This window comes from Amycolatopsis marina (assembly GCF_900111885.1).
In the GTDB taxonomy this organism is placed as follows: Bacteria; Actinomycetota; Actinomycetes; order Mycobacteriales; family Pseudonocardiaceae; genus Amycolatopsis; species Amycolatopsis marina.
Genome location: NZ_FOKG01000009.1, coordinates 125,845 through 145,375, shown reverse-complemented (window position 1 = coordinate 145,375; position 19,531 = coordinate 125,845). Strand labels below are relative to the sequence as shown.

General features: G+C 69.7%; 24 protein-coding genes. 7 read left to right on the top strand and 17 right to left on the bottom strand.

From position 1 onward, the window contains the following. Positions 1-20: 20 nt before the first annotated feature. Both BM199_RS16630 and BM199_RS16625 read left to right on the top strand, forming a co-directional pair. Positions 21-815: an SDR family oxidoreductase gene (locus BM199_RS16630; RefSeq protein WP_091674137.1), complete on the top strand. Its 795-nt coding sequence runs from the start codon at positions 21-23 to the stop codon at positions 813-815. A gap of 12 nt (positions 816-827) precedes the next feature. After that, on the top strand, positions 828-1,904 hold the full coding sequence (locus BM199_RS16625; protein ID WP_091674268.1) for an NAD(P)H-dependent amine dehydrogenase family protein: 1,077 nt from the start codon (positions 828-830) through the stop codon (positions 1,902-1,904). On the opposite strand, the gene lgt is transcribed toward BM199_RS16625, so the two are convergent. From lgt to BM199_RS16595, 6 genes are all read right to left on the bottom strand, one after another. Then, positions 1,848-2,882: a prolipoprotein diacylglyceryl transferase gene (gene lgt, locus BM199_RS16620; RefSeq protein WP_091674136.1), complete on the bottom strand. Its 1,035-nt coding sequence runs from the start codon at positions 2,880-2,882 to the stop codon at positions 1,848-1,850. The two genes, BM199_RS16625 and lgt, sit on opposite strands and share 57 nt — an antisense overlap. 37 nt (positions 2,883-2,919) lie before the next feature. Continuing rightward, on the bottom strand, positions 2,920-3,702 hold the full coding sequence (gene trpA, locus BM199_RS16615; RefSeq protein WP_245788403.1) for a tryptophan synthase subunit alpha: 783 nt from the start codon (positions 3,700-3,702) through the stop codon (positions 2,920-2,922). Continuing rightward, a complete protein-coding gene (gene trpB / locus BM199_RS16610) occupies positions 3,699-4,982 on the bottom strand; it encodes a tryptophan synthase subunit beta (protein WP_091674135.1) in 1,284 nt (427 codons plus the stop codon). The genes trpA and trpB overlap by 4 nt, the downstream gene beginning before the upstream one ends. Next, positions 4,961-5,770, bottom strand: a complete 810-nt coding sequence (gene trpC, locus BM199_RS16605) for an indole-3-glycerol phosphate synthase TrpC (protein ID WP_091674134.1) — start codon at positions 5,768-5,770, stop codon at positions 4,961-4,963. The genes trpB and trpC overlap by 22 nt, the downstream gene beginning before the upstream one ends. A gap of 156 nt (positions 5,771-5,926) precedes the next feature. Further along, positions 5,927-6,478, bottom strand: a complete 552-nt coding sequence (locus BM199_RS16600; RefSeq protein WP_245788402.1) for a Trp biosynthesis-associated membrane protein — start codon at positions 6,476-6,478, stop codon at positions 5,927-5,929. Next, positions 6,471-8,054 (bottom strand): anthranilate synthase component I, encoded by a 1,584-nt coding sequence (locus BM199_RS16595; protein ID WP_091674133.1) that lies wholly within the window; start codon positions 8,052-8,054, stop codon positions 6,471-6,473. The genes BM199_RS16600 and BM199_RS16595 overlap by 8 nt, the downstream gene beginning before the upstream one ends. Before the next feature lie 93 nt (positions 8,055-8,147). On the opposite strand from BM199_RS16595, the gene BM199_RS16590 reads away from it, so the two are divergent. Next, the gene (locus BM199_RS16590; RefSeq protein ID WP_091674132.1) at positions 8,148-8,762 is read left to right on the top strand and encodes a TetR/AcrR family transcriptional regulator; all 615 of its coding nucleotides are present in this window, start codon (positions 8,148-8,150) and stop codon (positions 8,760-8,762) included. 177 nt (positions 8,763-8,939) lie between these two features. Here BM199_RS16590 and hisI read toward each other — a convergent pair whose 3' ends face one another. The 6 genes from hisI to BM199_RS16560 all read right to left on the bottom strand — a co-directional run bounded on the left by hisI (position 8,940) and on the right by BM199_RS16560 (position 12,898). After that, on the bottom strand, positions 8,940-9,296 hold the full coding sequence (gene hisI / locus BM199_RS16585; RefSeq protein WP_091674131.1) for a phosphoribosyl-AMP cyclohydrolase: 357 nt from the start codon (positions 9,294-9,296) through the stop codon (positions 8,940-8,942). Further along, the gene (locus BM199_RS16580) at positions 9,293-9,682 is read right to left on the bottom strand and encodes a hypothetical protein (RefSeq protein WP_091674130.1); all 390 of its coding nucleotides are present in this window, start codon (positions 9,680-9,682) and stop codon (positions 9,293-9,295) included. Before BM199_RS16580 ends, hisI begins: the two co-directional genes overlap by 4 nt. Continuing rightward, positions 9,679-10,452, bottom strand: coding sequence for an imidazole glycerol phosphate synthase subunit HisF (gene hisF / locus BM199_RS16575; protein WP_091674129.1), 774 nt, complete (start codon positions 10,450-10,452; stop codon positions 9,679-9,681). Before hisF ends, BM199_RS16580 begins: the two co-directional genes overlap by 4 nt. A 17-nt stretch (positions 10,453-10,469) precedes the next feature. Then, a complete protein-coding gene (locus tag BM199_RS16570) occupies positions 10,470-10,682 on the bottom strand; it encodes a DUF397 domain-containing protein (RefSeq protein ID WP_091674128.1) in 213 nt (70 codons plus the stop codon). After that, positions 10,663-11,547: a helix-turn-helix domain-containing protein gene (locus tag BM199_RS16565; protein ID WP_091674265.1), complete on the bottom strand. Its 885-nt coding sequence runs from the start codon at positions 11,545-11,547 to the stop codon at positions 10,663-10,665. The genes BM199_RS16570 and BM199_RS16565 overlap by 20 nt, the downstream gene beginning before the upstream one ends. A gap of 100 nt (positions 11,548-11,647) precedes the next feature. After that, a complete protein-coding gene (locus BM199_RS16560) occupies positions 11,648-12,898 on the bottom strand; it encodes an HNH endonuclease signature motif containing protein (protein WP_245788401.1) in 1,251 nt (416 codons plus the stop codon). A 184-nt stretch (positions 12,899-13,082) separates the two neighbouring features. Between BM199_RS16560 and BM199_RS16555 the strand changes: the two genes are divergently transcribed. Beyond that, positions 13,083-13,466, top strand: a complete 384-nt coding sequence (locus BM199_RS16555; RefSeq protein ID WP_091674127.1) for a PPOX class F420-dependent oxidoreductase — start codon at positions 13,083-13,085, stop codon at positions 13,464-13,466. A gap of 82 nt (positions 13,467-13,548) precedes the next feature. After that, positions 13,549-14,187, top strand: coding sequence for a class I SAM-dependent DNA methyltransferase (locus BM199_RS16550; protein WP_091674263.1), 639 nt, complete (start codon positions 13,549-13,551; stop codon positions 14,185-14,187). A 6-nt stretch (positions 14,188-14,193) separates the two neighbouring features. On the opposite strand, the gene BM199_RS16545 is transcribed toward BM199_RS16550, so the two are convergent. Both BM199_RS16545 and priA read right to left on the bottom strand, forming a co-directional pair. Continuing rightward, positions 14,194-14,628: a VOC family protein gene (locus BM199_RS16545; protein ID WP_091674126.1), complete on the bottom strand. Its 435-nt coding sequence runs from the start codon at positions 14,626-14,628 to the stop codon at positions 14,194-14,196. A gap of 12 nt (positions 14,629-14,640) precedes the next feature. Further along, on the bottom strand, positions 14,641-15,372 hold the full coding sequence (priA, locus tag BM199_RS16540; protein ID WP_091674125.1) for a bifunctional 1-(5-phosphoribosyl)-5-((5-phosphoribosylamino)methylideneamino)imidazole-4-carboxamide isomerase/phosphoribosylanthranilate isomerase PriA: 732 nt from the start codon (positions 15,370-15,372) through the stop codon (positions 14,641-14,643). Positions 15,373-15,520: 148 nt separating this feature from the next. On the opposite strand from priA, the gene BM199_RS16535 reads away from it, so the two are divergent. After that, on the top strand, positions 15,521-16,309 hold the full coding sequence (locus BM199_RS16535) for a hypothetical protein (protein WP_091674124.1): 789 nt from the start codon (positions 15,521-15,523) through the stop codon (positions 16,307-16,309). On the opposite strand, the gene BM199_RS16530 is transcribed toward BM199_RS16535, so the two are convergent. From BM199_RS16530 to BM199_RS16520, 3 genes are read right to left on the bottom strand one after another with little or no spacing between them, the layout of a single operon-like run. Next, positions 16,297-16,776 (bottom strand): hypothetical protein, encoded by a 480-nt coding sequence (locus BM199_RS16530; protein ID WP_143101842.1) that lies wholly within the window; start codon positions 16,774-16,776, stop codon positions 16,297-16,299. The genes BM199_RS16535 and BM199_RS16530 overlap by 13 nt on opposite strands. 5 nt (positions 16,777-16,781) lie before the next feature. Then, entirely contained in the window at positions 16,782-17,411 is a 630-nt protein-coding gene (gene hisH, locus BM199_RS16525; RefSeq protein WP_091674122.1) for an imidazole glycerol phosphate synthase subunit HisH, read from the bottom strand. 9 nt (positions 17,412-17,420) lie between these two features. Beyond that, positions 17,421-18,533 carry an MFS transporter gene (locus BM199_RS16520; protein ID WP_281245707.1) on the bottom strand — a complete coding sequence of 371 codons (1,113 nt, stop codon included), beginning with the start codon at positions 18,531-18,533 and terminating at the stop codon, positions 17,421-17,423. 88 nt (positions 18,534-18,621) lie between these two features. Between BM199_RS16520 and BM199_RS16515 the strand changes: the two genes are divergently transcribed. Then, entirely contained in the window at positions 18,622-19,518 is an 897-nt protein-coding gene (locus BM199_RS16515; RefSeq protein ID WP_177242644.1) for a LysR family transcriptional regulator, read from the top strand. The last annotated feature ends 13 nt before the right edge of the window (positions 19,519-19,531 follow it).

Below are 19,531 nucleotides of genomic sequence, written 5' to 3'. Positions count from 1 at the left end.
AACCTGTTACATTTCCAGGCATGATCCTGGACCGTTTCCGGCTCCCCGGCTCCGTGGCCGTCGTCACCGGTGCCGGGCGCGGCATCGGTGCGGCCACGGCACTCGCACTGGCCGAGGCAGGTGCCGACGTCGTGCTCTCCGCCCGCACCGAGGACCAGCTCGGCGAGGTGGCCGAACGCATCAGCGCAACCGGCCGCAGGGCTCACGTCGTGGCCGCCGACCTCACCGACACCGATGCCGCCGCCGGGCTCGCCGACGCCGCGATGAGCGCGTTCGGCAGGCTCGACGTGGTGGTGAACAACGTCGGCGGCAGCATCCCCCGCCCGCTGACGGATACGTCGGTGGAGTACCTGGAGGAGGCGTTCCACTTCAACGTCTCCACCGCGCACGCCCTGACCAAGACGGCCGTGCCACTGATGCTCGACGGCGAACGGCCCGGTGGTGCGATCGTCAACATCTCCTCGGTGATGGGACGGGTCGCCGGGCGCGGCTTTCTCGCCTACGGCACCGCGAAAGCCGCGCTCGCCCACTACACCCGGCTGGCCGCGGCGGATCTCGCACCCCGGATCCGGGTGAACGCCATCGCCGTCGGCTCGGTGGCGACCTCGGCCCTCGACTTGGTGCTGAACAACGACGAGGTGCGCACCACGATGGAGTCCTCGACCCCGCTGCGCGCCATCGGCGAACCGGAGGACATCGCGGCGACCGCCGTGTTCCTCGCCTCCCGCGCGGGCGGCTACCTCACCGGCAAGGTGCTGGAGGTCGACGGCGGTCTGCAGGCCCCCAACCTCGAACTGGGCCTGCCCGACCTGTAGGAGATGGTGACCATGACCAAGCCGTACCGCGTGGTGCAGTGGAGCACCGGCAACGTCGGGCGCAATGCCATCGCCGGTATCGCCGCCCGGCCCGATCTGGAACTGGTCGGCCTCTGGGTGTCGGACCCGGCGAAGGTGGGCAGGGACGCGGGAGAGCTCGCCGGGCTCGGCCGCGAACTCGGGGTCGCCGCCAGCGGCGACGCCGACGAACTGCTGGCGCTGCGGCCGGACTGTGTTGTCTACACCGCCATGGCCGACGACCGGATCCCCGAGGCGATCGAGGACCTGCGACGCATCCTGCGCGCGGGCGTCAACGTCGTGTCCAGCAGCCCGGTGTTCCTGCAGTTCCCGGACGGTGTCGTACCGGACGAGGTGAGCGGGCCGGTCCGGGACGCGGCGGCCGAGGGCGGCGCGTCGCTGTGGGTGAACGGGGTGGACCCCGGATTCGCCAACGACTGGCTGCCGCTGGTCCTCACCGGGGTGTGTGAGCGCATCGACGAGGTGCGCTGCCTGGAGATTTTGGACTACAGCACCTACGACAACGCGAAGGTGCTCTTCGACATCATGGGCTTCGGCAAGCCCGTCACCGAGACACCCATGCTGCTGCAGCCCGGCGTGCTCACCCTCGCCTGGGGCAGCGTGGTCCGCCAGCTCGCGGCCGGACTCGACGTGGAACTGGACGCGGTGGAGGAGAGCTACGAGCGGCTGCCCGCTCCGGAGACCTTCGACGTCTCGTCCGGGACGATCGACGAGGGCGCGGCGGCAGCGCTGCGGTTCGAGGTGCGCGGCATGCGCGGCGGCAGGCCGGTCTGCGTGCTGGAACACGTCACCCGCCTGCGCCCCGATCTCGGCCCGGACTGGCCGCAGCCCGCGGGCCAGGGGTGTTATCGCGTGCAGGTCTCCGGGGAACCGAACTACACCCTCGACCTGCGCCTGCTCGGCGAGGACGGCGACCACAACACGGCCGGGCTCAAGGCCACGGCGATGCGGCTGGTCAACGCGGTCCCCGCGGTGGTCGAGGCACCTGCCGGGCTACTGACCGGGCTCGACCTTCCGCTGATCACCGGCCGGGGTCTCGTCCGTCCCTGACGATTCGCCGTCGCCCGGTTCCGACTCGTCCTTGGCGGCCTCGTCGCCGGAGTCGGTGTCCTGGTCCGCCCCGGCTTCCTCGTCGTCCACCGGATCGTCGTTGCTGCGCAACGTGGCCGGGTCCTCGCGGGGACCGCGCCGGGCGGCGACGATCAGGTAGATCACCGCGCCGACGAACAGCAGCGCCGAGGTCCAGACGTTGACGCGCAGGCCCAGGATCTCGTTGGCGGTGTCGGTCCGCATCAGCTCGATCCAGAACCGGCCCGCGGTGTACCCGGCGACGTAGAGCGCGAACACGCGGCCGTGGCCGAGCCGGAACCTGCGGTCGGCCCAGACGATCAGCAGTGCGACGCCGAGGCTCCAGAGCAGCTCGTACAGGAACGTCGGGTGCACGACCTCGATCGGCACGTCGCTGATCGCGACCCCGCCGAGCGGGTCGGCGAGCCCGGTCTCCGGGTCGACGCGCCGGTAGATCTCCAGTCCCCACGGCAGGTCGGTGGGCGCGCCGTAGAGTTCCTGGTTGAAGTAGTTGCCGAGCCTGCCGACCGCCTGTGCGACGACGATGCCCGGTGCGACCGCGTCCGCGACCGCGGGCAGCGGGATGCCCTTGCGCCTGCAGGCGATCCACGCGCCGACCCCGCCGAGGGCGATCGCGCCCCAGATGCCGAGCCCGCCGTCCCAGATCTTCAGCGCGTCGACCGGGTTCCTGCCCTCGCCGAAGTAGAGCTGGTTGTCGGTGATGACGTGGTAGAGCCTGCCGCCGATCAGGCCGAACGGGACCGCGTAGACCGCGATGTCGACGATCGTGCCCTTGCTGCCGCCGCGTTCCATCCAGCGGCGTTCACCCCACCAGATCGCGATGACGATGCCCGCGATGATGCACAGCGCGTACGCGCGCAGCGGGACCGGCCCGATCTCCCAGACACCACGGTCCGGGCTGGGAATGTTCGCGAGGAAAACGGCCGCGGCTGTGTTCACGGGGTCACCGTAGCGCGCCCCGCCTAGATGCCCACTTTCAGCCCTTGCGGACGCCCTCGGCGAGTTCCGCGGTCAGGGTCCGCAGCGCGTCCGCGCCTTCCGTTGCCTTGGTGACCAGTGCCGATCCGACGATGACGCCGTCGGCGAAGCCCGCGACCTCGGCCGCCTGCTCCCCGGAGCGGACTCCGAGGCCGACACCGACCGGAAGATCGGTGTGCGCCCTGGTGCGTCGAACCAGCTCGGCCGCACCGGCGCCCACGGACTCCCGCGCGCCGGTCACGCCCATGACGGCGGTGGCGTACACGAATCCCGTGCCCGCCTTCACCGTCAGGTCGATCCGCTCCTCCGAGGACGAGGGCGAGACCAGGAAGATCCGGTCCAGCCCGTGCGCCTCGGACGCGGTCAGCCAGTCCTGCGCGAAGTCCGGCGTGAGATCCGGGGTGATCATCCCGAGTCCGCCCGCCGCCGCGAGGTCCCTGGCGAACGCGTGCACCCCGTAGCGGTGCACGGGGTTCCAGTACGTCATCACGACGGCACGGCCACCCCGTGCCGAGATCGACTCGACGACCTCGAACAGGTGCTTGAGCCGGAAACCGGAGCGCAACGCGGCGTCGGCCGCCGCCTGGATCGTCGGCCCGTCCATCACTGGATCGGAGTACGGGACGCCGACCTCGACCAGGTCCGCTCCCCCGTCGATGGTCGCGGCGAGCAGGTCCTTCGACCCCTCGACCGTGGGATACCCGGCGGGCAGGTAGCCGATCAGCGCCGCCCGCTGCTCCGCCCTGGTCCGCTCGAACAGGCGGTCCAGCTCGCTCGTCACGACAGCTTCTCCTCGTCCACCAGGTCGAAGTACCGGGCCGCCGTGTCCACGTCCTTGTCGCCGCGACCGGACAGGTTGACCAGAATGTGCGCGCCCTCGCCGAGCTCCTTGCCGAGCTCCAGAGCCCCGGCGAGCGCGTGCGCCGATTCGATGGCCGGGATGATGCCCTCGGTCTGCGACAGGAGCTTGAACGCCTCCATCGCTTCCGCGTCGGTCACCGCGCGGTACTCGGCGCGGCCGCTGTCCTTGAGCCAGGAGTGCTCGGGACCGACACCCGGGTAGTCCAGACCCGCCGAGATCGAGTACGCCTCGATCGTCTGCCCGTCCTCGTCCTGCAACAGGTAGGACATGGCGCCGTGCAGCGTGCCGGGCGTGCCCTGAGTGAGGGTCGCACCGTGCTCACCAGAGTCCAGCCCCTTGCCGCCGGGTTCGAGGCCGACCAGCCGGACGTCCGCGTCGTCGATGAAGCCGTGGAAGATGCCGATCGCGTTCGACCCGCCGCCGACACAGGCGGCCACCGCGTCGGGCAGCCGTCCGGTCAGGTCGAGGATCTGCCTGCGGGCCTCCTCGCCGATCACCTTGTGGAAGTTGCGCACCATCACCGGGAACGGGTGCGCGCCCGCCGCGGTGCCGAGCAGGTAGTGGGTGGTGTCCACATTGGTCACCCAGTCCCGCAGCGCCTCGTTGATGGCGTCCTTGAGCGTGCGCGAGCCCGTGGTCACCGGGATCACCTCGGCGCCGAGCAGACGCATGCGCGCGACGTTCAGCGCCTGGCGTTCGGTGTCCACCTCGCCCATGTAGACGACGCAGTCCAGGTCGAGCAGGGCACAGGCGGTCGCCGTCGCGACGCCGTGCTGGCCCGCGCCGGTCTCGGCGATGACCCGCTTCTTGCCCATCCGCTTGGTGAGCAGCGCTTGGCCGAGCACGTTGTTGATCTTGTGCGAGCCGGTGTGGTTGAGGTCCTCGCGCTTGAGGAAGATCCGGGCGCCGCCCGCGTGCTCGGCGAACCGGGGAGCCTCGGTGAGCAGCGACGGCCTGCCGGCGTAGTCGGCGAGCAAACGCGCGAACTCACCGGTGAACTCCGGGTCGACGCGCGCCTTGTCGTACTCGGCCGACAACTCGTCCAGTGCGCCGATCAGCGCCTCTGGCATGAACCGGCCGCCGTACGGGCCGAAGTGCCCGCGCGCGTCCGGATCGTGTTTGTCGGGGTCGGCGTTGGTGTCGACTTCAGGAGGCGGTGCGGCTTTCGAGGGCTCGCTCATCGACTCGGCCTCGGGCAGGCCGGGTGCGAACCGGCGGTGACGAGCTTGACCAGCGCGCCCTTCGGGTCCTCCGACGCGACCAGACCTTCGCCCACGAGCACGGCGTCCGCACCGTGTCCCGCGTAGGCCATCAGGTCACCGGGGCCACGAACGCCGGACTCGGCGATCTTGATGACCTCCATCGGCAGGCCGGGTGCGAGCCTGCTGAAGACGTCCCGGTCGACCTCCAGCGTGTGCAGGTTGCGGGCGTTGATGCCGATCACGCTCGCACCGACCTCCAGCGCACGGTCGGCCTCCTCGGCGTTGTGCACCTCGACCAGCGCGGTCATGCCGAGCGACTCGACCCGGTCCAGCAGCGCGGCGAGCGCGTTCTGCTCCAGGGCGGCGACGATCAGCAGCACCATGTCCGCTCCGTGCAGGCGCGCCTCGTGCACCTGGTACGGGCTGACGATGAAGTCCTTGCGCAGCAGGGGAACGTCGACCGCCGCGCGCACCGCGTCGAGGTCTGCCAGGGAGCCGCCGAAGCGCCGCTGCTCGGTGAGGACGCTGATCACCTTCGCGCCGGCTTCCTCGTAGTCCTTCGCGAGGGCCGCGGGGTCGGTGATCTGCGCCAGGTCGCCCTTCGACGGGCTGCGTCGCTTCACCTCGGCGATGACACCGATCGCGGGATCGTGCAGCGCTGCCATGACGTCACGCGGCGGTGCCACCTCCGCAGCACGGCGCTTGAGCTCGTCGAACGGAAGTTCGGCCTCCCGCTCGGTGAGATCGGCCCGTACACCGGCGACGATGTCCTCGAGAACGCTCACCGGTGAGCCTCGCAGGCCGTCGCGTTCACTGATTCACTCGCAAGGTCGCTCACAAAAACCTTCCCCTTCCCGCCGAAATGATGCTAACCCGAACAGTGAGTCCGACCAGTTCCGGGTCGCGGAAGGCCTTGTTCACCAGGATTCCTTCACCTTTCGTCACCGACCACTCGTCGGGTCCTCGCCGTCGGAAAGTGCTTGCCAGAGCTCGGTGTCGGGGTCGCGCGCCACCGGTTCCCGCTGTGGCGCGGAGTATCGGGCACCCAGCCTGGGCATCCGCGCGGCCTTGCGTACCCCCAGCAACCCGCCGAGGACCACGAGAATTCCGCCTGCCGCCGCGAGTCCGCGCCCGGCGAGAATCTCGCCGACGGGTGCACCGTCCGGGTAACCACTCGTGCGCAGACCGTCAACGGCGAGCCAGCAGGCGGCGACACCGGCTAGGCCGAGCAGGACACCGAGAACCCGGCGTGGCCAGCCGCCCGTCGCGACCATGCCGGCCACACCGGCGACGGCGAGTACCGCGATCGGGACGAGCGCACCCGCCCGCTGGGCACCTGTCGCCGTGTCCAGCACGATGCCGCGCACGCCGCCGTCGCGCTCCTCGGCGAACCAGATCAGCCGCGACGAACCCCACAGCGCGGCGGCACCGAGCAGCAGCGCGGCCACCACAATCCACAGTGGACGCTTGTCGGGCTGGACGGGATCAGACACGTGCGGCGTCCTCGTCGGGATCGAGCGACGTCACGGGTTTCATCGTGTTCGCCGCCGCCACGGCGGACAGCACCGTGCGGGCCTTGTTGAGCGCCTCGGTGTCCTCGTAGGCCGCCTCGGAGTCGGCTACCACGCCGCCGCCTGCCTGCACGTAGGCGATGCCGTCGCGCATCAGCGCCGTGCGGATGGCGATCGCGGTGTCGGCGTCCCCCGCGAAGTCGAGGTACCCGACGACGCCGCCGTAGAGACCGCGCCTGGTGGGCTCCAGCTCCTCGATCAGCTGCATCGCGCGCACCTTGGGCGCCCCGGAGAGCGTGCCAGCGGGGAAGCACGCCACGACGGCGTCGAAGGCGGTCTTGCCCTCGGCCAGCTCCCCGGTGACGGTCGAGACGATGTGCATGACGTGGCTGTAGCGCTCGATGTGGAAGAAGTCCACGACGTGCACCGACCCCGGCTCGCAGACCTTGCCGAGATCGTTGCGGCCGAGATCGACCAGCATCAGGTGCTCGGCCCGCTCCTTGTCGTCGGCGAGCAGCCCCTTCGCCAGCTGGGCGTCCTCCTCCGGATCCGCCCCCCGCCAGCGAGTTCCGGCGATCGGGTGGGTGGTGGCCCGCCCGTCGCGCACGGTCACCAGCGACTCCGGACTCGACCCGACGATGTCGAAGCCCTCCAGCCGCAGGAGGTACATGTACGGACTCGGGTTGGAGTTGCGCAGGATCCGGTAGACGTCGAGCGCATCGGCGTCGGTGTCCATCTCGAAGCGTTGCGAGGGCACGATCTGGAACGCTTCGCCCGCGTGGATCGCCTCCACCGCCTTGTGCACCGCCGCGTGGAAGTCCTCCTCGCTGCGCCGCCGGGTGAACTCCGGTTTGGGCCGGTCGAACACCGCGTTGGTGGCCGGGGCCGACGCGCCGAGCTGGGTGGTCATCTGGTCCAGGCGGCGCACGGCGTCGTCGTAGGCGGCGTCCACGCGCTCCGGGGAGTTGTCCCAGTTGACGGCGTTGGCGATGAGCGTGACGGTGCCCTCGTGGTGGTCGAATGCCGCCAGGTCGGTGGCCAGCAGCATCGTCAGCTCGGGGATGTCGATGTCCTTCTCGGCCAGCTCCGGCAGCGTCTCCAGCCACCGCACGGCGTCGTAGCCGATGTAGCCGACCATCCCACCGGTCAGCGGGGGCATGCCGGGCAGTGGCTCGGTGTGCAGCAGCTCGATCGTCTCGCGCAGCACCGACAGCGGGTCACCCGTGGTCGGCAGGCCGGCGATCGGCGTGCCGGTCCAGACGGCCTGGCCGTCGCGCACCGTCAGCGCCGCCGGGCTCCGAACTCCCACGAAGGACCAGCGCGACCAGGACTGCCCGTTCTCGGCCGACTCCAGCAGGAAGGTGCCGGGCCGGTCCCCCGCGAGCTTGCGGTAGAGCGAGACGGGCGTGTCGGCGTCGGCGAGCAGGCGGCGGACCACCGGGATCACGCGGCGGCCCTCGGCGAGGGTGCGGAACTCGCCCCTGTCTGGAGTCACCGCGCCGAGGCCGGTGGGACGGGGGGTCACGGCTTGCACGTTCGCGGACGGGGAGTCGACCATGGGGTTATTGTGCCGTTACGGGTCGGCGGCCCCGCACCCGGCGCAAATTCAGCATTTGTTGAATTTTGTTCGGGTTCGCGCCATGATGGAGGTATGCCTCCCGCCGACCAGTCTGCCCCCGCCAAACGCCGCGGCCGCCGCCCCGCAGGCCAGGACACCCGAACGGCGCTGCTCGAGGCGGCCAGATCGGTGTTCGCCGAGTCGGGCTACGAGGGCGCGACCGTCCGGGTGATCGCGACCAGGGCCGGGGTGGACGCGGCGATGGTGAACCACTGGTTCGGCGGCAAGGACGGACTGTTCGCGCAGGCGGTGCTGCAGGTGCCGTTCGACCCGAAGGACATCGTCGCCGCCCTGCTGGACGGGGACGTGGACGACCTCGGCGAGCGCATCGTGCGCACCTTCCTGACGAACTGGGACGGCGCGGGCAGAGACGTCTTCGTCGCGGTGGTCCGCAGCGTCGCCGGGCACGAGGAGGCCATGAAGCTGTTGAAGGACGTCCTGGTCAGGCACATCTTCTCCGGTCTCACCAGCGCGGTCAGCGCGAACGATCCCAAGTTCCGGGCCTCGTTGTGCGCGACGCAGGTGGTCGGCATGGGCATGGTGCGCTACCTGATCAAACTGGAGCCGTTCGCCTCGGCGGACATCGACACCATCACCGCCGCCGTCGCCCCCACTCTCCAGCGCTACCTCACCGGCGACATCAGCTGACCCCGCCCGTCTCACCCCAACGTCGCACTTTCCCGGGAAAGTGCGAGGGGGCAAGCCCGTGACCAGGGACGGGAGTTTCCAACGTCGCACTTTCCCGGGAAAGTGCGGTAGTTGCGCGCGCGGGGCATCGCACTTTCCCGGGAAAGTGCGAGCTTGGGGAGCCGGGTGGCTACCCGGTCAGGGGGTGTCGTCGGCGAGGAGGACGCGGTCGTCGGTGTCGAAGCAGGTGTGCGTGCCGGTGTGGCAGGCGGGGCCGGTCTGGTCGACGCGCACCAGCAGCGTGTCGGCATCGCAGTCCACCCGGACCTCGCGGACGTGCTGGGTGTGCCCGGAGGTCTCCCCCTTCATCCACAGCCTCCCTCGACTGCGGGAGAAGTAGGTCGCCTTGCGCGTGGTCAGCGTCCGTTCCAGCGCCTCGTCGTCCATCCAGGCGACCATCAGCACGTCGGACGTGCTGTGCTCGATCACCACCGCGCACACGAGTCCGTCCGGGGTGCGCTTGAGCCGCTCGGCGATCGCGGGGTCGAGGCTCATGCGGCGTTCCCCAGCACGAACCGGCGCACGGGCCCCGAGCTGAGCAGCACCCCGGCGTAGATGTAACCGGCGGCGGCGACCAGCGAGAACAGCTTGATCCAGAGCAGTTCGGCGCCCATCAGGAGAAACGCGTGCAGGATGCCGAAGATCACCACGACGGCGTACGCTGCGACCCTGGCGAACGCCATCCGCAGCGCGATCCCCGCCGCCACGAGCAGGCCGAACAGCAGTGTCGTCCCGGGCACCAGGAAGACGCGAGTGCCGGCTCCGGGCGAGGTCAGCAGCACCACCGCGAGCAGCAGGTAGACCAGCGGGATGCCGACGAGCAGCCCGCAGGTGACCTTGACCTCCAACGGCGCCTGCCAGCTACGGATACCTGTCTTCATCGGACCTCGATCCCTTCGGCGCGCAGCGCCTGCTTCACGGCGCCGATGCTCAGCTGGCCGAAGTGGAACACGCTCGCCGCGAGCACGGCGTCGGCCCCGGCGTGCACGGCAGGGGCGAAGTGCTCGATGGCACCGGCGCCGCCACTGGCGATCACCGGCACCCGCACGACCTTGCGCACCATGCTGATCAGCTCCAGGTCGAATCCGGCCTTGGTGCCGTCGGCGTCCATGGAGTTCAGCAGGATCTCCCCCGCGCCCAGTTCGGCACCGCGTGCGGCCCACTCCACGGCGTCGATGCCGGTGCCCTTCCGGCCGCCGTGCGTGGTGACCTCGAATCCGGACTCCGTCGGCTCACCGCCCTCCGGCACGCGGCGCGCGTCCACCGACAGCACGATGCACTGCGCGCCGAAGCGCTCGGACGCCTCGCGCAGCATCTCCGGCCGGGCGATGGCGGCGGTGTTGATGCTCACCTTGTCCGCACCCGCGCGCAGCAGCCGGTTGATGTCGTCGTTCGTGCGGACCCCGCCGCCGACGGTCAGCGGGATGAAGACCTGCTCGGCCGTGCGGCGCACCACGTCGAAGGTGGTCTCGCGGTTGCCCGAGGACGCCGTGACGTCGAGGAAGCACAGCTCGTCGGCGCCTTCCGCGTCGTACGCGCGCGCCAGCTCCACCGGGTCACCCGCGTCCCGCAGGTCGGCGAAGTTGACACCCTTCACCACCCGCCCCGCGTCGACATCAAGACAGGGGATCACCCTCACCGCAACGGACATACGGCACAGGGTACGGGTCAGCGCAGGTCAGCCAGGAAGGCCCGCCACTGTCCGTGGTCGAAGGTCAGGGTGCCGGAGGCCGGGTCCTTCGAGTCCCGGACCAGCGCGTCGGGTACGTCCCAGCCGACCTCGACACAGCCGTTGTTGGTGGCGCTGTAACTGCTCTTACGCCACGCGACCTCGACGCAGTCCCCGTTGTTGGTGCTGTAGCTACTCGTGCGCCACTCCATCGTGTTCCTCCGGCTGCGGGTAGAGCGTGATTGCCAGCCCGGCAATCAACTCCCGCGATTGTCCCTCATCCGGTGCAATCTCCGCGAGCTTCCTGAGCACGAGCCGGTGCGCGGAGATCTCCTCCGGAGCCTCCAGGAACAGGGTCGCGGTCTCGCTGTCCAGGTAGACCACCGGGCGGAACTCGGGGAACTCCATCAGCATGAACGCCCCCGCGATCCCGGCGTGCACTCCCGCCGCCACGGGCACGACCCGCAGGGAGATGTTCTCCCGGACCGAGAGCCGCAACAGATGGTGCAACTGCCCGGACATCACCTCGCTGTTCCCCGCGGGGAGGCGCAACGCGAACTCGTGCACGAAGAACGCGAACTGCTTGCCTCGCGACGGGGCGAGGACCCGCTGCCGATCGAGTCGCGCCCGCACTCGCCCGTCGATTTCCTCCGGCGGCAGGGTGCCGGTGCCCGAGAGCAGGGCGCGGGCGTACTCGGGGGTCTGCAACAGTCCCGGCACGACCATCGGCTGGAACTCACCCATGCGGACGGCCTTGTCCTCGTGGTCGATGAGCGTGCGCAACTGCTGCGGCAGCCGGGAGCCGTGCCGCTGCAGCCAGCCGGGTTTGCCGACCTCGTGGCAGAGTCCGAGCAGCCGTTTCCGTTCGGCGCCGGTGACCCCGCACACCGCGAGGAAGGCGGAGATCTCCACCTCGTCGTCCCCGCCCCGCTTGCCGCTCAGCACCCGCGACACCCGGCTCTGCGACCAGCCGAGCGCCCGCGCGGCGTCCTGACCGGTCATCTGGGCGTGTTCCATGGCGCGGCGCAGTCCCTCGCCCAGTTCCCGGCTGCGCACCGTGGTGTCTCGATCCCTCATGGCTCGAACGTAGAGCGGCAGTGGTCGGGTGATGGCCAGGAACACTCCAGGTTCACCAGCACGCGTAAGGCGTGTCCCCGTGGCAATCGCAGGCGTCCACTCATGGAACGGGTTCCCGTTGGCGTGGAATCCGGGATGACCGCTGAACGGGTAGGTGGTGTGCGGTGTTGCGGAGTGGCTGTTGCTCCGGATCCAGCCATTCCGGGGGGATGAATTCGGGGGTGCCGTGGCGGATGCGGACGGACCAGCCAGTGTGGTGGAGTTCGCGGTGATGGCGAGCGCAGACGAGGATCATGTTGTCCAGATCGGACAGTCCATTGTTGATCCACGAGATCACATGATGAACTTGGCACCACTTCGGGCCGCGTGTGCAGCCGGGCCGGGTGCAGCCCCGATCGCGGATGGCGAGGGCGCGTCTCTGGGCGGGGGTGGCGAGTCGCTGGGCGCGGCCGAGGTCGAGGACTTCGCCCTGGGTGCCGAGCACGGCGGGCAGGACTTTGGCTTCGCAGCACCAGCGGCGGAGTTGGCTGATGCTGGTGTAGCCGGACGCGTTGATCATCGCGGTCTCGGCGCGTTGCTCCAGTTCGGCCAGGGACACCGTCACGGTGACGACGGCGCGCTCGCCGCCGGTGATGGGTAGGTCGTCGGCCCGGGCGGTGCGGTCGATGATCTCCGCCAGTGCGTCGCCCTGCCGCTGCGCGTGAGTGCGCCGATCCGGGACGCCGTCCGTATCAGCAGGGTCGGGTTTGGCCAGCGGGTGCATGACGCCTTCGAGTTCGGCGGCGGTTTCGGGGTCCAACTCGCCGGTGAACACATACTGTCCGTCGCGGCGGTAGCGGCCATGGAACTCCCGATACGGCCCCGCAGGCCGCTCCCGATCCTTCGGCGGCGCACCCTCGATGTCCCAGTGCCCCAGGATCCGCTGTCCGACCTTGGCGACCTGAGTGGCATCGGCCTGCCGACCCAACTCCACCAGCGTGTCTTCGGTCGCGCGCCGCTCGACCCCCGGCAGGGCATCCGGGGCCTGGGCGAAGACCTTCTGAATCTGCTGGACCTGCTCCAACCCAATGTCCCCCGCCCGCACAGCTTCCTGCGCGAGCGGCATCGGTGTCATCGCCTGCGCGACACGGGCTTTGGCTTCCTTACGGGTCAGGTGCAGCGCCATCATCAACAACGACACCGTGCCCGCATACCCCTGCGCCATGGCCGCACCGCGCTTCTCGGTCTCCGCGACCAGTTCCAGGATGCGCCCGTAGTGTCGCCGTAAGGCCTTTTCGGACTCGAGCAGCCCACCGAGCAGCTCCCCTTCGGAGAGCTGCCACGCGGGAATCACCTGCTCATCAACGTCCACGCCCCCGACGCTACTCGAACACCAGTTCTACCGACAGCAGATGTCGACAAACGGTCACTTCGAGTCGACAAGTGGCACTGAAGTCCACAGTGGACCACACTTGGTAGTAGTTGGCGGCAGGAATGATCTTGCTTGGGGGTACTTGCAGACGCACCATCCCCACTCCCGGCGTTACTGTGGGCGGATGAGCACTGAACTGGACCGCCTGGCCCGCGAGAAGTACCTCGTCCTGACCACGTTTCGCAAGAACGGCGATCCGGTGCCGACGCCGGTCTGGGCCGCCCGCAAGGGCGACGAACTCCTCGTGTGGACCGAGCGGGAATCCGGCAAGGTCAAGCGCATTCGCCGCGACGACAAGGTGGAACTGACCGCCTGCGACGTGCGGGGTAAGAAGACCCACGGCGCGACCGTCACCGGCCATGCCCGGGTGCTCGACGACGAGTCCGAGCAGGTCCGCCGCGCCATCGCGGAGAAGTACGGCATGATCGGCCGCGTCACGATGTTCTTCAGCAAGCTGCGCGGCGGCAAGGAGCGCACCGTCGGCGTCGCGATCAAGCTCGCAGCCTGAGTATGGACGACGAAAGACGCGTGCGGCTCGTCCTGTCAGCAGGCGTGCTGCTCGTGGTGGGCGCCGGTCTAGGGTGAGCTTCGTGCGCGAATCCTCCCATCTCCGGGCGACAGCGGAGGCATACGACGCCGTCGCCGTTCCCTACGCCGATCTTCCCCGCGACGACCTCGAGCGGTTTCCGCTGGACCGTGCGGTACTCGCCGCGTTCGCCGAGGCCGTGCGGGCCTGCGACGGCGGGCCCGTGGCGGAACTCGGCTGCGGCCCCGGCCCCGTGACGGCGCACCTGCGGGATCTGGGACTGGACGTCTTCGGCGTCGACCTGTCACCGGCGATGATCGATCTCGCCCGCGACGCACACCCCGACCTGCGCTTCGAGGTCGGTTCGATGGACGCGCTGGACCTGGCCGACGGGCAGCTGCGCGGCATCGTGTCCTGGTACTCGGTCATTCATGCCCCGCCGCAGGACATTCCGGCGTACTTTGCCGAGTTCCGCCGAGTTCTGGCCGAGGGCGGCCACCTCCTGCTCGCCTTCTTCGAATCCGAGGGCGAACCCCTGACGACGTTCGACCACGCGGTGACGACGGCATACCGGTGGCCGATCGACGATCTTGCCGGGCTGGCGCGCGAGGCCGGGTTCGCCGAGGTAGGCCGGATGCTCCGTGAACCCTGCGAGGGTGAACGACGGCAGCGCCGGGGTCACCTGCTGATGCGCAAGGTCTGATCCAGCTCAGTCGAGACAGAACTCGTTGCCCTCGATGTCCTGCATCACCAGGCACGACTCTTCGTAGCCGTCGGCGCGCAGTAGTCGCACGCGTACCGCGCCGAGGGCTTCCAGTCGTGCGCACTCGGCCTCGAGTGCCGCGAGCCGTTCTTCACCCACGAGACCGGTGCCGACCCGCACGTCGAGATGCACCCGGTTCTTGACGACCTTGCCCTCGGGAACGCGCTGGAAGAACAGGCGTGGGCCCACACCTGCAGGATCAGCGCAGACGAACCCCGCACCCTGCCGCTCTGGCGGCAGCGAGCGATCGAAATCGTCCCAAGTGGCGAACCCCTCCGGTGGCGGCGGTACGACATACCCCAGCACTTCGCACCAAAAACGGGCGAGGCGCTCAGGTTCGGCGCAGTCGAAGGTGACTTGGACTTGCTTGACCGATGTCACGGGAGGCGCACCCTAGCGAACGGCCGCGAGTGCCTCGGGCAGGGTGAACGCGCCGGCGTAGAGCGCCTTGCCCACGATGGCGCCCTCTACGCCGTCTCGGGACAGCCCGGCCAATGCCCGCAGATCGTCCACACTGGACACTCCGCCGGAGGCGATGACCGCGGCATCGGTGCGGGCGGTGACCTCGCGCAGCAGTTCGAGGTTCGGCCCCTGCAGCGTGCCGTCCTTGCTGACGTCGGTCACGACGTAGCGCTGCGCGCCGTCGCGGTCGAGCCGGTCGAGAACCTCCCAGAAGTCCCCGCCGTCCTTCGTCCACCCACGTGCCGCGAGCCGGTGTCCGGCCTCGGTGATCCGCACGTCCATGCCGATCGCGACCCGGTCACCGTGCTCGGCGACCACCTTCGCGGTCCACTCCGGGTCCTCCAGCGCGGCCGTGCCGAGGTTGACCCTGCGGCAGCCGGTGGCCAGCGCCGCCTCCAGGGAGGCGTCGTCCCGGATGCCGCCGGACAACTCCACCTGGACGTCCAGCTTGCCGACGACCTCGGCCAGCAGCTCCCGGTTGGAACCCTTGCCGAACGCGGCGTCGAGATCAACCAGATGGATCCACTCCGCCCCGTCTCGCTGCCAGGACAGCGCCGCGTCCAGCGGGCTGCCGTAATGGCTCTCGGTACCGGCCTCACCCTGCACCAGGCGTACGGCCTGGCCATCGGCCACGTCAACGGCGGGAAGGAGCGTGAAAGTCACCCGGCAACTATATGAGCTGGTAGTCCGACCGGCGCAACGGGTGCGGCCGGAGGTGTGAAGTTCGAGCTGATTCACCCGTAACGGCCAACCAGGGCAAGCAGGAGAGGCAGACTCGTATGGTCTTCGCCACATGCCTGGAGGTCGCTCCGTGGACCCACTGTCTGGCTCGGCCTCGGGCGACAATCTGGCAGGGCGCCTTTCGCTCTACGTCGTGATGCAACTGGCGAGCGTCCTGCTGCCCGGCGCGGTAGTGCTCATGGAAGGCGTTGTCCTGCTGACCGGGCTGATCCGGGTCCACGACCACGCCATCAGCTCGCTGTTCGAGATGCTGGCGCGAGTCGGCGGCATCGGTGGCTTTGTCGTCGTGATCGTGGCGGTCGCCGGCTCCTACGTCATCGGGTATCTCTGCCGGTCGGCGGCGTTCGCGATCTTCGGCCTGGTCGAGCGCAGGACGCGGCCCCTGGAGTCCCGGGATGCGCAGTTGCGCCTGTTGATCGGTGACGATCACTTCGCTGAGCTCGTCCGCATTCATCCGGTGCTGGGCTCCAGGGCGCCCGAAGTGGCCAAAGCCCGCCTCGGTGCGGGCGGCGGCCATCGCGACGGAGCCATGCACGACACACAGACCTACTGCAAGCTCTGGCTGCGCAGGCAGGCGCCCGAACTGGCCATCGACTCGATCGAGGCCGAGATCAACATTCTGCTCGCCACCGTCTTCCCGGTCCTGCTGCTCGCGGTCGACGCCGTGGCACTCGGCGGAACCCCATTACCGCTGCGGATTCTCGCGCTGCCTCTCGGACTGCTGGTCTGCGCCGCGGTGGTGCGCGCGGTCCTGCGGCTGCGGGACGCCGAGCGGTGGGAGGCGGTGCGCAACCTCGCCTTCGACTTCCTGATGCACCGCGCCGCCCTGTGTTTCCAGCAACCGGATCAGCCGCGGTAGTGGACGAGGTCCGGCAGGATCGCCGCATCCGCCGGACCGTGGAGCCGGTGGATCAGCAGGTCCACCGGCAGCCCGCTGCGGTGGGCGGCGACCGCGCGATGGTTGCCGTCCAGCAGGATCCGCACCCCGGATTCCGTTTCGTACACCGGAAGTTCCAGAGTGGCGGGCGCACCTGCCCGGACGAACTCGTTCTCGAACTCCCGCACGACCAGGTTCCGTTCTGCGGTGAGGAGCGCCGGGGCCCCGGCCTCCCGCACGCGCAATGGCCGTGCTGACGGATCGTTCACCCCGGCCCGGCCACCGTGCGGACCGAGGTACCACACGGTGTGGAACTCCCCTAGTTCCGTCCTGAGCCGACAGTTCCGGGTCGACACATGGCATCCCGACCTGGCTGCCGCATCCCAGTTCAACTCGGTCCGGATGAACCGGCCGAACATCTCCCTGAAGGCCGGCAACGTCGGGGACACGTAGTTCAGAGTGTGCCGAGCCAGTTCCGCAGCAGGTGGGCGCCCGCGTCACCGGACTTCTCCGGGTGGAACTGGGTGGCCCACAGTGGACCGTTCTCCACCGCTGCGACGAAGTCCTCACCGTGGTGCGCCCAGGTCACCTTCGGCTGCTGGCCGGGCAGTCCGGACTCCAGTTCCCAGCGCCGGGCCGCGAACGAGTGCACGAAGTAGAAACGGGTGTCGGCGGGCAACCCGGCGAACAGCAGGGAGTCCTCCGGCGCGCGCACGGTGTTCCAGCCCATGTGCGGCAGCACGTCCGCCTGCAGCCCCTCCACGGTGCCGGGCCACTCGGCGGCCCCCTCGGCCTCGACGCCGTGCTCCACGCCCCGCTCGAAGAGGATCTGCATCCCGACGCAGATGCCGAGAACGGGACGGCCACCCGCGAGACGGGTGCCGATGATCTTCTCGCCACCGACCGAACGCAGGCCCTCCATGCACGCGGAGAAGGCGCCCACACCGGGCACCAGCAGGCCGTCGGCCGCCAGCGCCGCATGGGGATCAGCGGTGACCTCGACCTCGGCGCCGGCGCGCTGCACGGCACGCTCGGCGGAGCGGAGGTTGCCGGAACCGTAGTCCAGGATCACGACGCGAGGCATGTACCCAGGTTAACCGCGCCGACCGGGACGTAGTGCGACGGGCATCAGCAGCAGCGCGGCCACCGCGAGCAGGCCGAACGCCAGCGGGTAACTCGTTCCGACCACGAGTGCGCCGACGGCGACCGCACCAAGCCCCTGCCCCGCGTCGAAGGCCACGTTCCAGACGACGCTCGCGGGCCCCGCGGCCGCCCGATCGAACATCACCACCAGTGCGTCGTTCTGGACGACGCCGAAGCCGATACCGAACAGGGCGACCGCGAGGATCGCCACGAAGGGAGTCGCTGTCGTGAGCGCGAAGGCGAGCAGGCCGAGGCCGATGGCGGCGAGCGCGAGCGGCAACATCCGCCCCGCCGCGCCGAGCCGGTCCCCGACCAGCCCTGCGGCCCAGCGCGCGGTCAGCGCCGTGCCCGCGACCACCAGCAGCGCGGCCGCGCCGGAGCCGCCGAGCACGATCGGCAGGAAGGTGGCCAGCGCTCCGTAGCCGGTGGATCCGGCGAGCATCACCAGCCAGGGCCGCCAGGTCGCCTCGAGCACCGACCGCCACCGGGTGTCCGTCTGGTCGTCGGGGAAGACGGCTGGCAGCAGCAGCACCATCGCGATGCCCATCGTCGGCAGGGCCCCGGCCAGCACGAACACCGGCAGGAATCCCCACTCCACGGCGATCCAGGTGCCCGCGGGCAGCCCGGCCAGCTGCGGCAGCCCGGCGGCGAGGCCGTAGAGGCCGGACCCGCGAGCCAGCGCCGTCCGCGGCAGCAGCTCGGCGATGAGGGCACTGCCGCAGACGGTGACCAGGCCGAAGCCGAGGCCGCGGACCAGCGAGATCGCCAGGATCGACGGCGCGGACGTCGCGCTGATCAGCAGGAACGTCGGTGGACCGAGGAGCAACGCGCCCACCAGCAGCGCGGGCCGGTACCCGCGCTTGCGGACGAAGGCCGGCACGCCGAACTGCGCGAGGACCGTGGCCGCCATGAACACCCCGGTCGAGGCTCCGGCCGCGAACTCTCCCGCGTTCTGCTTGATCACCCACATGGGCACGACGGGCAGCAGCAGGGAGTAGCCGCAGAACACCATCGCCGTCGCGAACAGGGTCAGCCGGAAGTCACGGTTACGCAGTGGAGACACGTCCCCTTTCTAGACGTCGACGCACTATCGTGTCCAACGAACAAAAACGATGGAACCAATCGACAAATTCGATGGGAGCGGACGGCCGATGGATTCGCGGCAGCTTCGGACCTTCCTCGAGATCGCCCGGCTCGGGAGCTTCACCAAGGCCGCCACCCGGCTCGGCTACGCCCAGTCGACCGTGACGGCGCAAGTCAAGGCACTCGAAGCGGAGTTCGGCACCCGGCTGCTCGATCGGGGGACGCGCGGGATCGGCCTGACCGCGGCGGGCAGCGCACTGATCCGGCACGCCGAGGACATCCTGCGCAGGACCGAGGACGCCAGAGCCCACGTCCGCTCCCTCGGCGAGGACACCGCGGGCGGCATCCTGCGCGTCGGCGCACCGGAAACGTTGTGTGCGTACCGCCTGCCCACGGTGCTGCAGGCGATCGCCACGCGTCATCCTGGCGTACGGGTTTCCTTCCGCCCCGGATCGAAGGCCGATCTGCTCGACGACCTCGCCTCCGGGGCGCTGGACGCGGCTTTCCTGCTCGAGCCACGGCTGTATCCGGGACCGATACTGGTCGAGGCGCTGGTGCACGAACCGCTCACCGTGATCGCGGCGCCGGGACACCCGCTGGTCAACAGATCCGAGATCCACGGGGAGGACCTGGACGCCGAAACGGTGCTGCTGTTGGATACCGGTTGCGCGCAGCGCATGGTGTTCGAACGTCATCTCGCGGATCTCGGTGCCCGCTACCGATCGTCGATGGAGTTCACCAGCGTGGAGGCCGTGAAGCGCTGTGTCGGCGCGGGACTGGGCATCGCCGCAGTTCCCGCCGTCGCCGTGCACGACGAGCTGCGGCGCGGGGACCTGGTCGCCCTGCCGTGGCCCGCACACGACTTCGGCCTGTTCAGTCAGATCGCCCGCCACCGCGACCGGTCCCCCACGCCGGCCCTCGCCGCGCTGACGGAGACGGCAAAAGAGCTCTGGACCAGCAGTTGAGGACAATTCGGGC

Coding starts and splice junctions, on each gene's coding strand:
- BM199_RS16630 (WP_091674137.1), top strand. CDS start 21: ATGATCCTGGACCGTTTCCGGCTCCCCGGCTCCGTGGCCGTCGTCACC.
- BM199_RS16625 (WP_091674268.1), top strand. CDS start 828: ATGACCAAGCCGTACCGCGTGGTGCAGTGGAGCACCGGCAACGTCGGG.
- BM199_RS16595 (WP_091674133.1), bottom strand. CDS start 8,054: ATGGTCGACTCCCCGTCCGCGAACGTGCAAGCCGTGACCCCCCGTCCC.
- BM199_RS16590 (WP_091674132.1), top strand. CDS start 8,148: ATGCCTCCCGCCGACCAGTCTGCCCCCGCCAAACGCCGCGGCCGCCGC.
- hisI (WP_091674131.1), bottom strand. CDS start 9,296: ATGAGCCTCGACCCCGCGATCGCCGAGCGGCTCAAGCGCACCCCGGAC.
- BM199_RS16580 (WP_091674130.1), bottom strand. CDS start 9,682: ATGAAGACAGGTATCCGTAGCTGGCAGGCGCCGTTGGAGGTCAAGGTC.
- hisF (WP_091674129.1), bottom strand. CDS start 10,452: ATGTCCGTTGCGGTGAGGGTGATCCCCTGTCTTGATGTCGACGCGGGG.
- BM199_RS16570 (WP_091674128.1), bottom strand. CDS start 10,682: ATGGAGTGGCGCACGAGTAGCTACAGCACCAACAACGGGGACTGCGTC.
- BM199_RS16565 (WP_091674265.1), bottom strand. CDS start 11,547: ATGAGGGATCGAGACACCACGGTGCGCAGCCGGGAACTGGGCGAGGGA.
- BM199_RS16555 (WP_091674127.1), top strand. CDS start 13,083: ATGAGCACTGAACTGGACCGCCTGGCCCGCGAGAAGTACCTCGTCCTG.
- hisH (WP_091674122.1), bottom strand. CDS start 17,411: ATGCCTCGCGTCGTGATCCTGGACTACGGTTCCGGCAACCTCCGCTCC.
- BM199_RS16515 (WP_177242644.1), top strand. CDS start 18,622: ATGGATTCGCGGCAGCTTCGGACCTTCCTCGAGATCGCCCGGCTCGGG.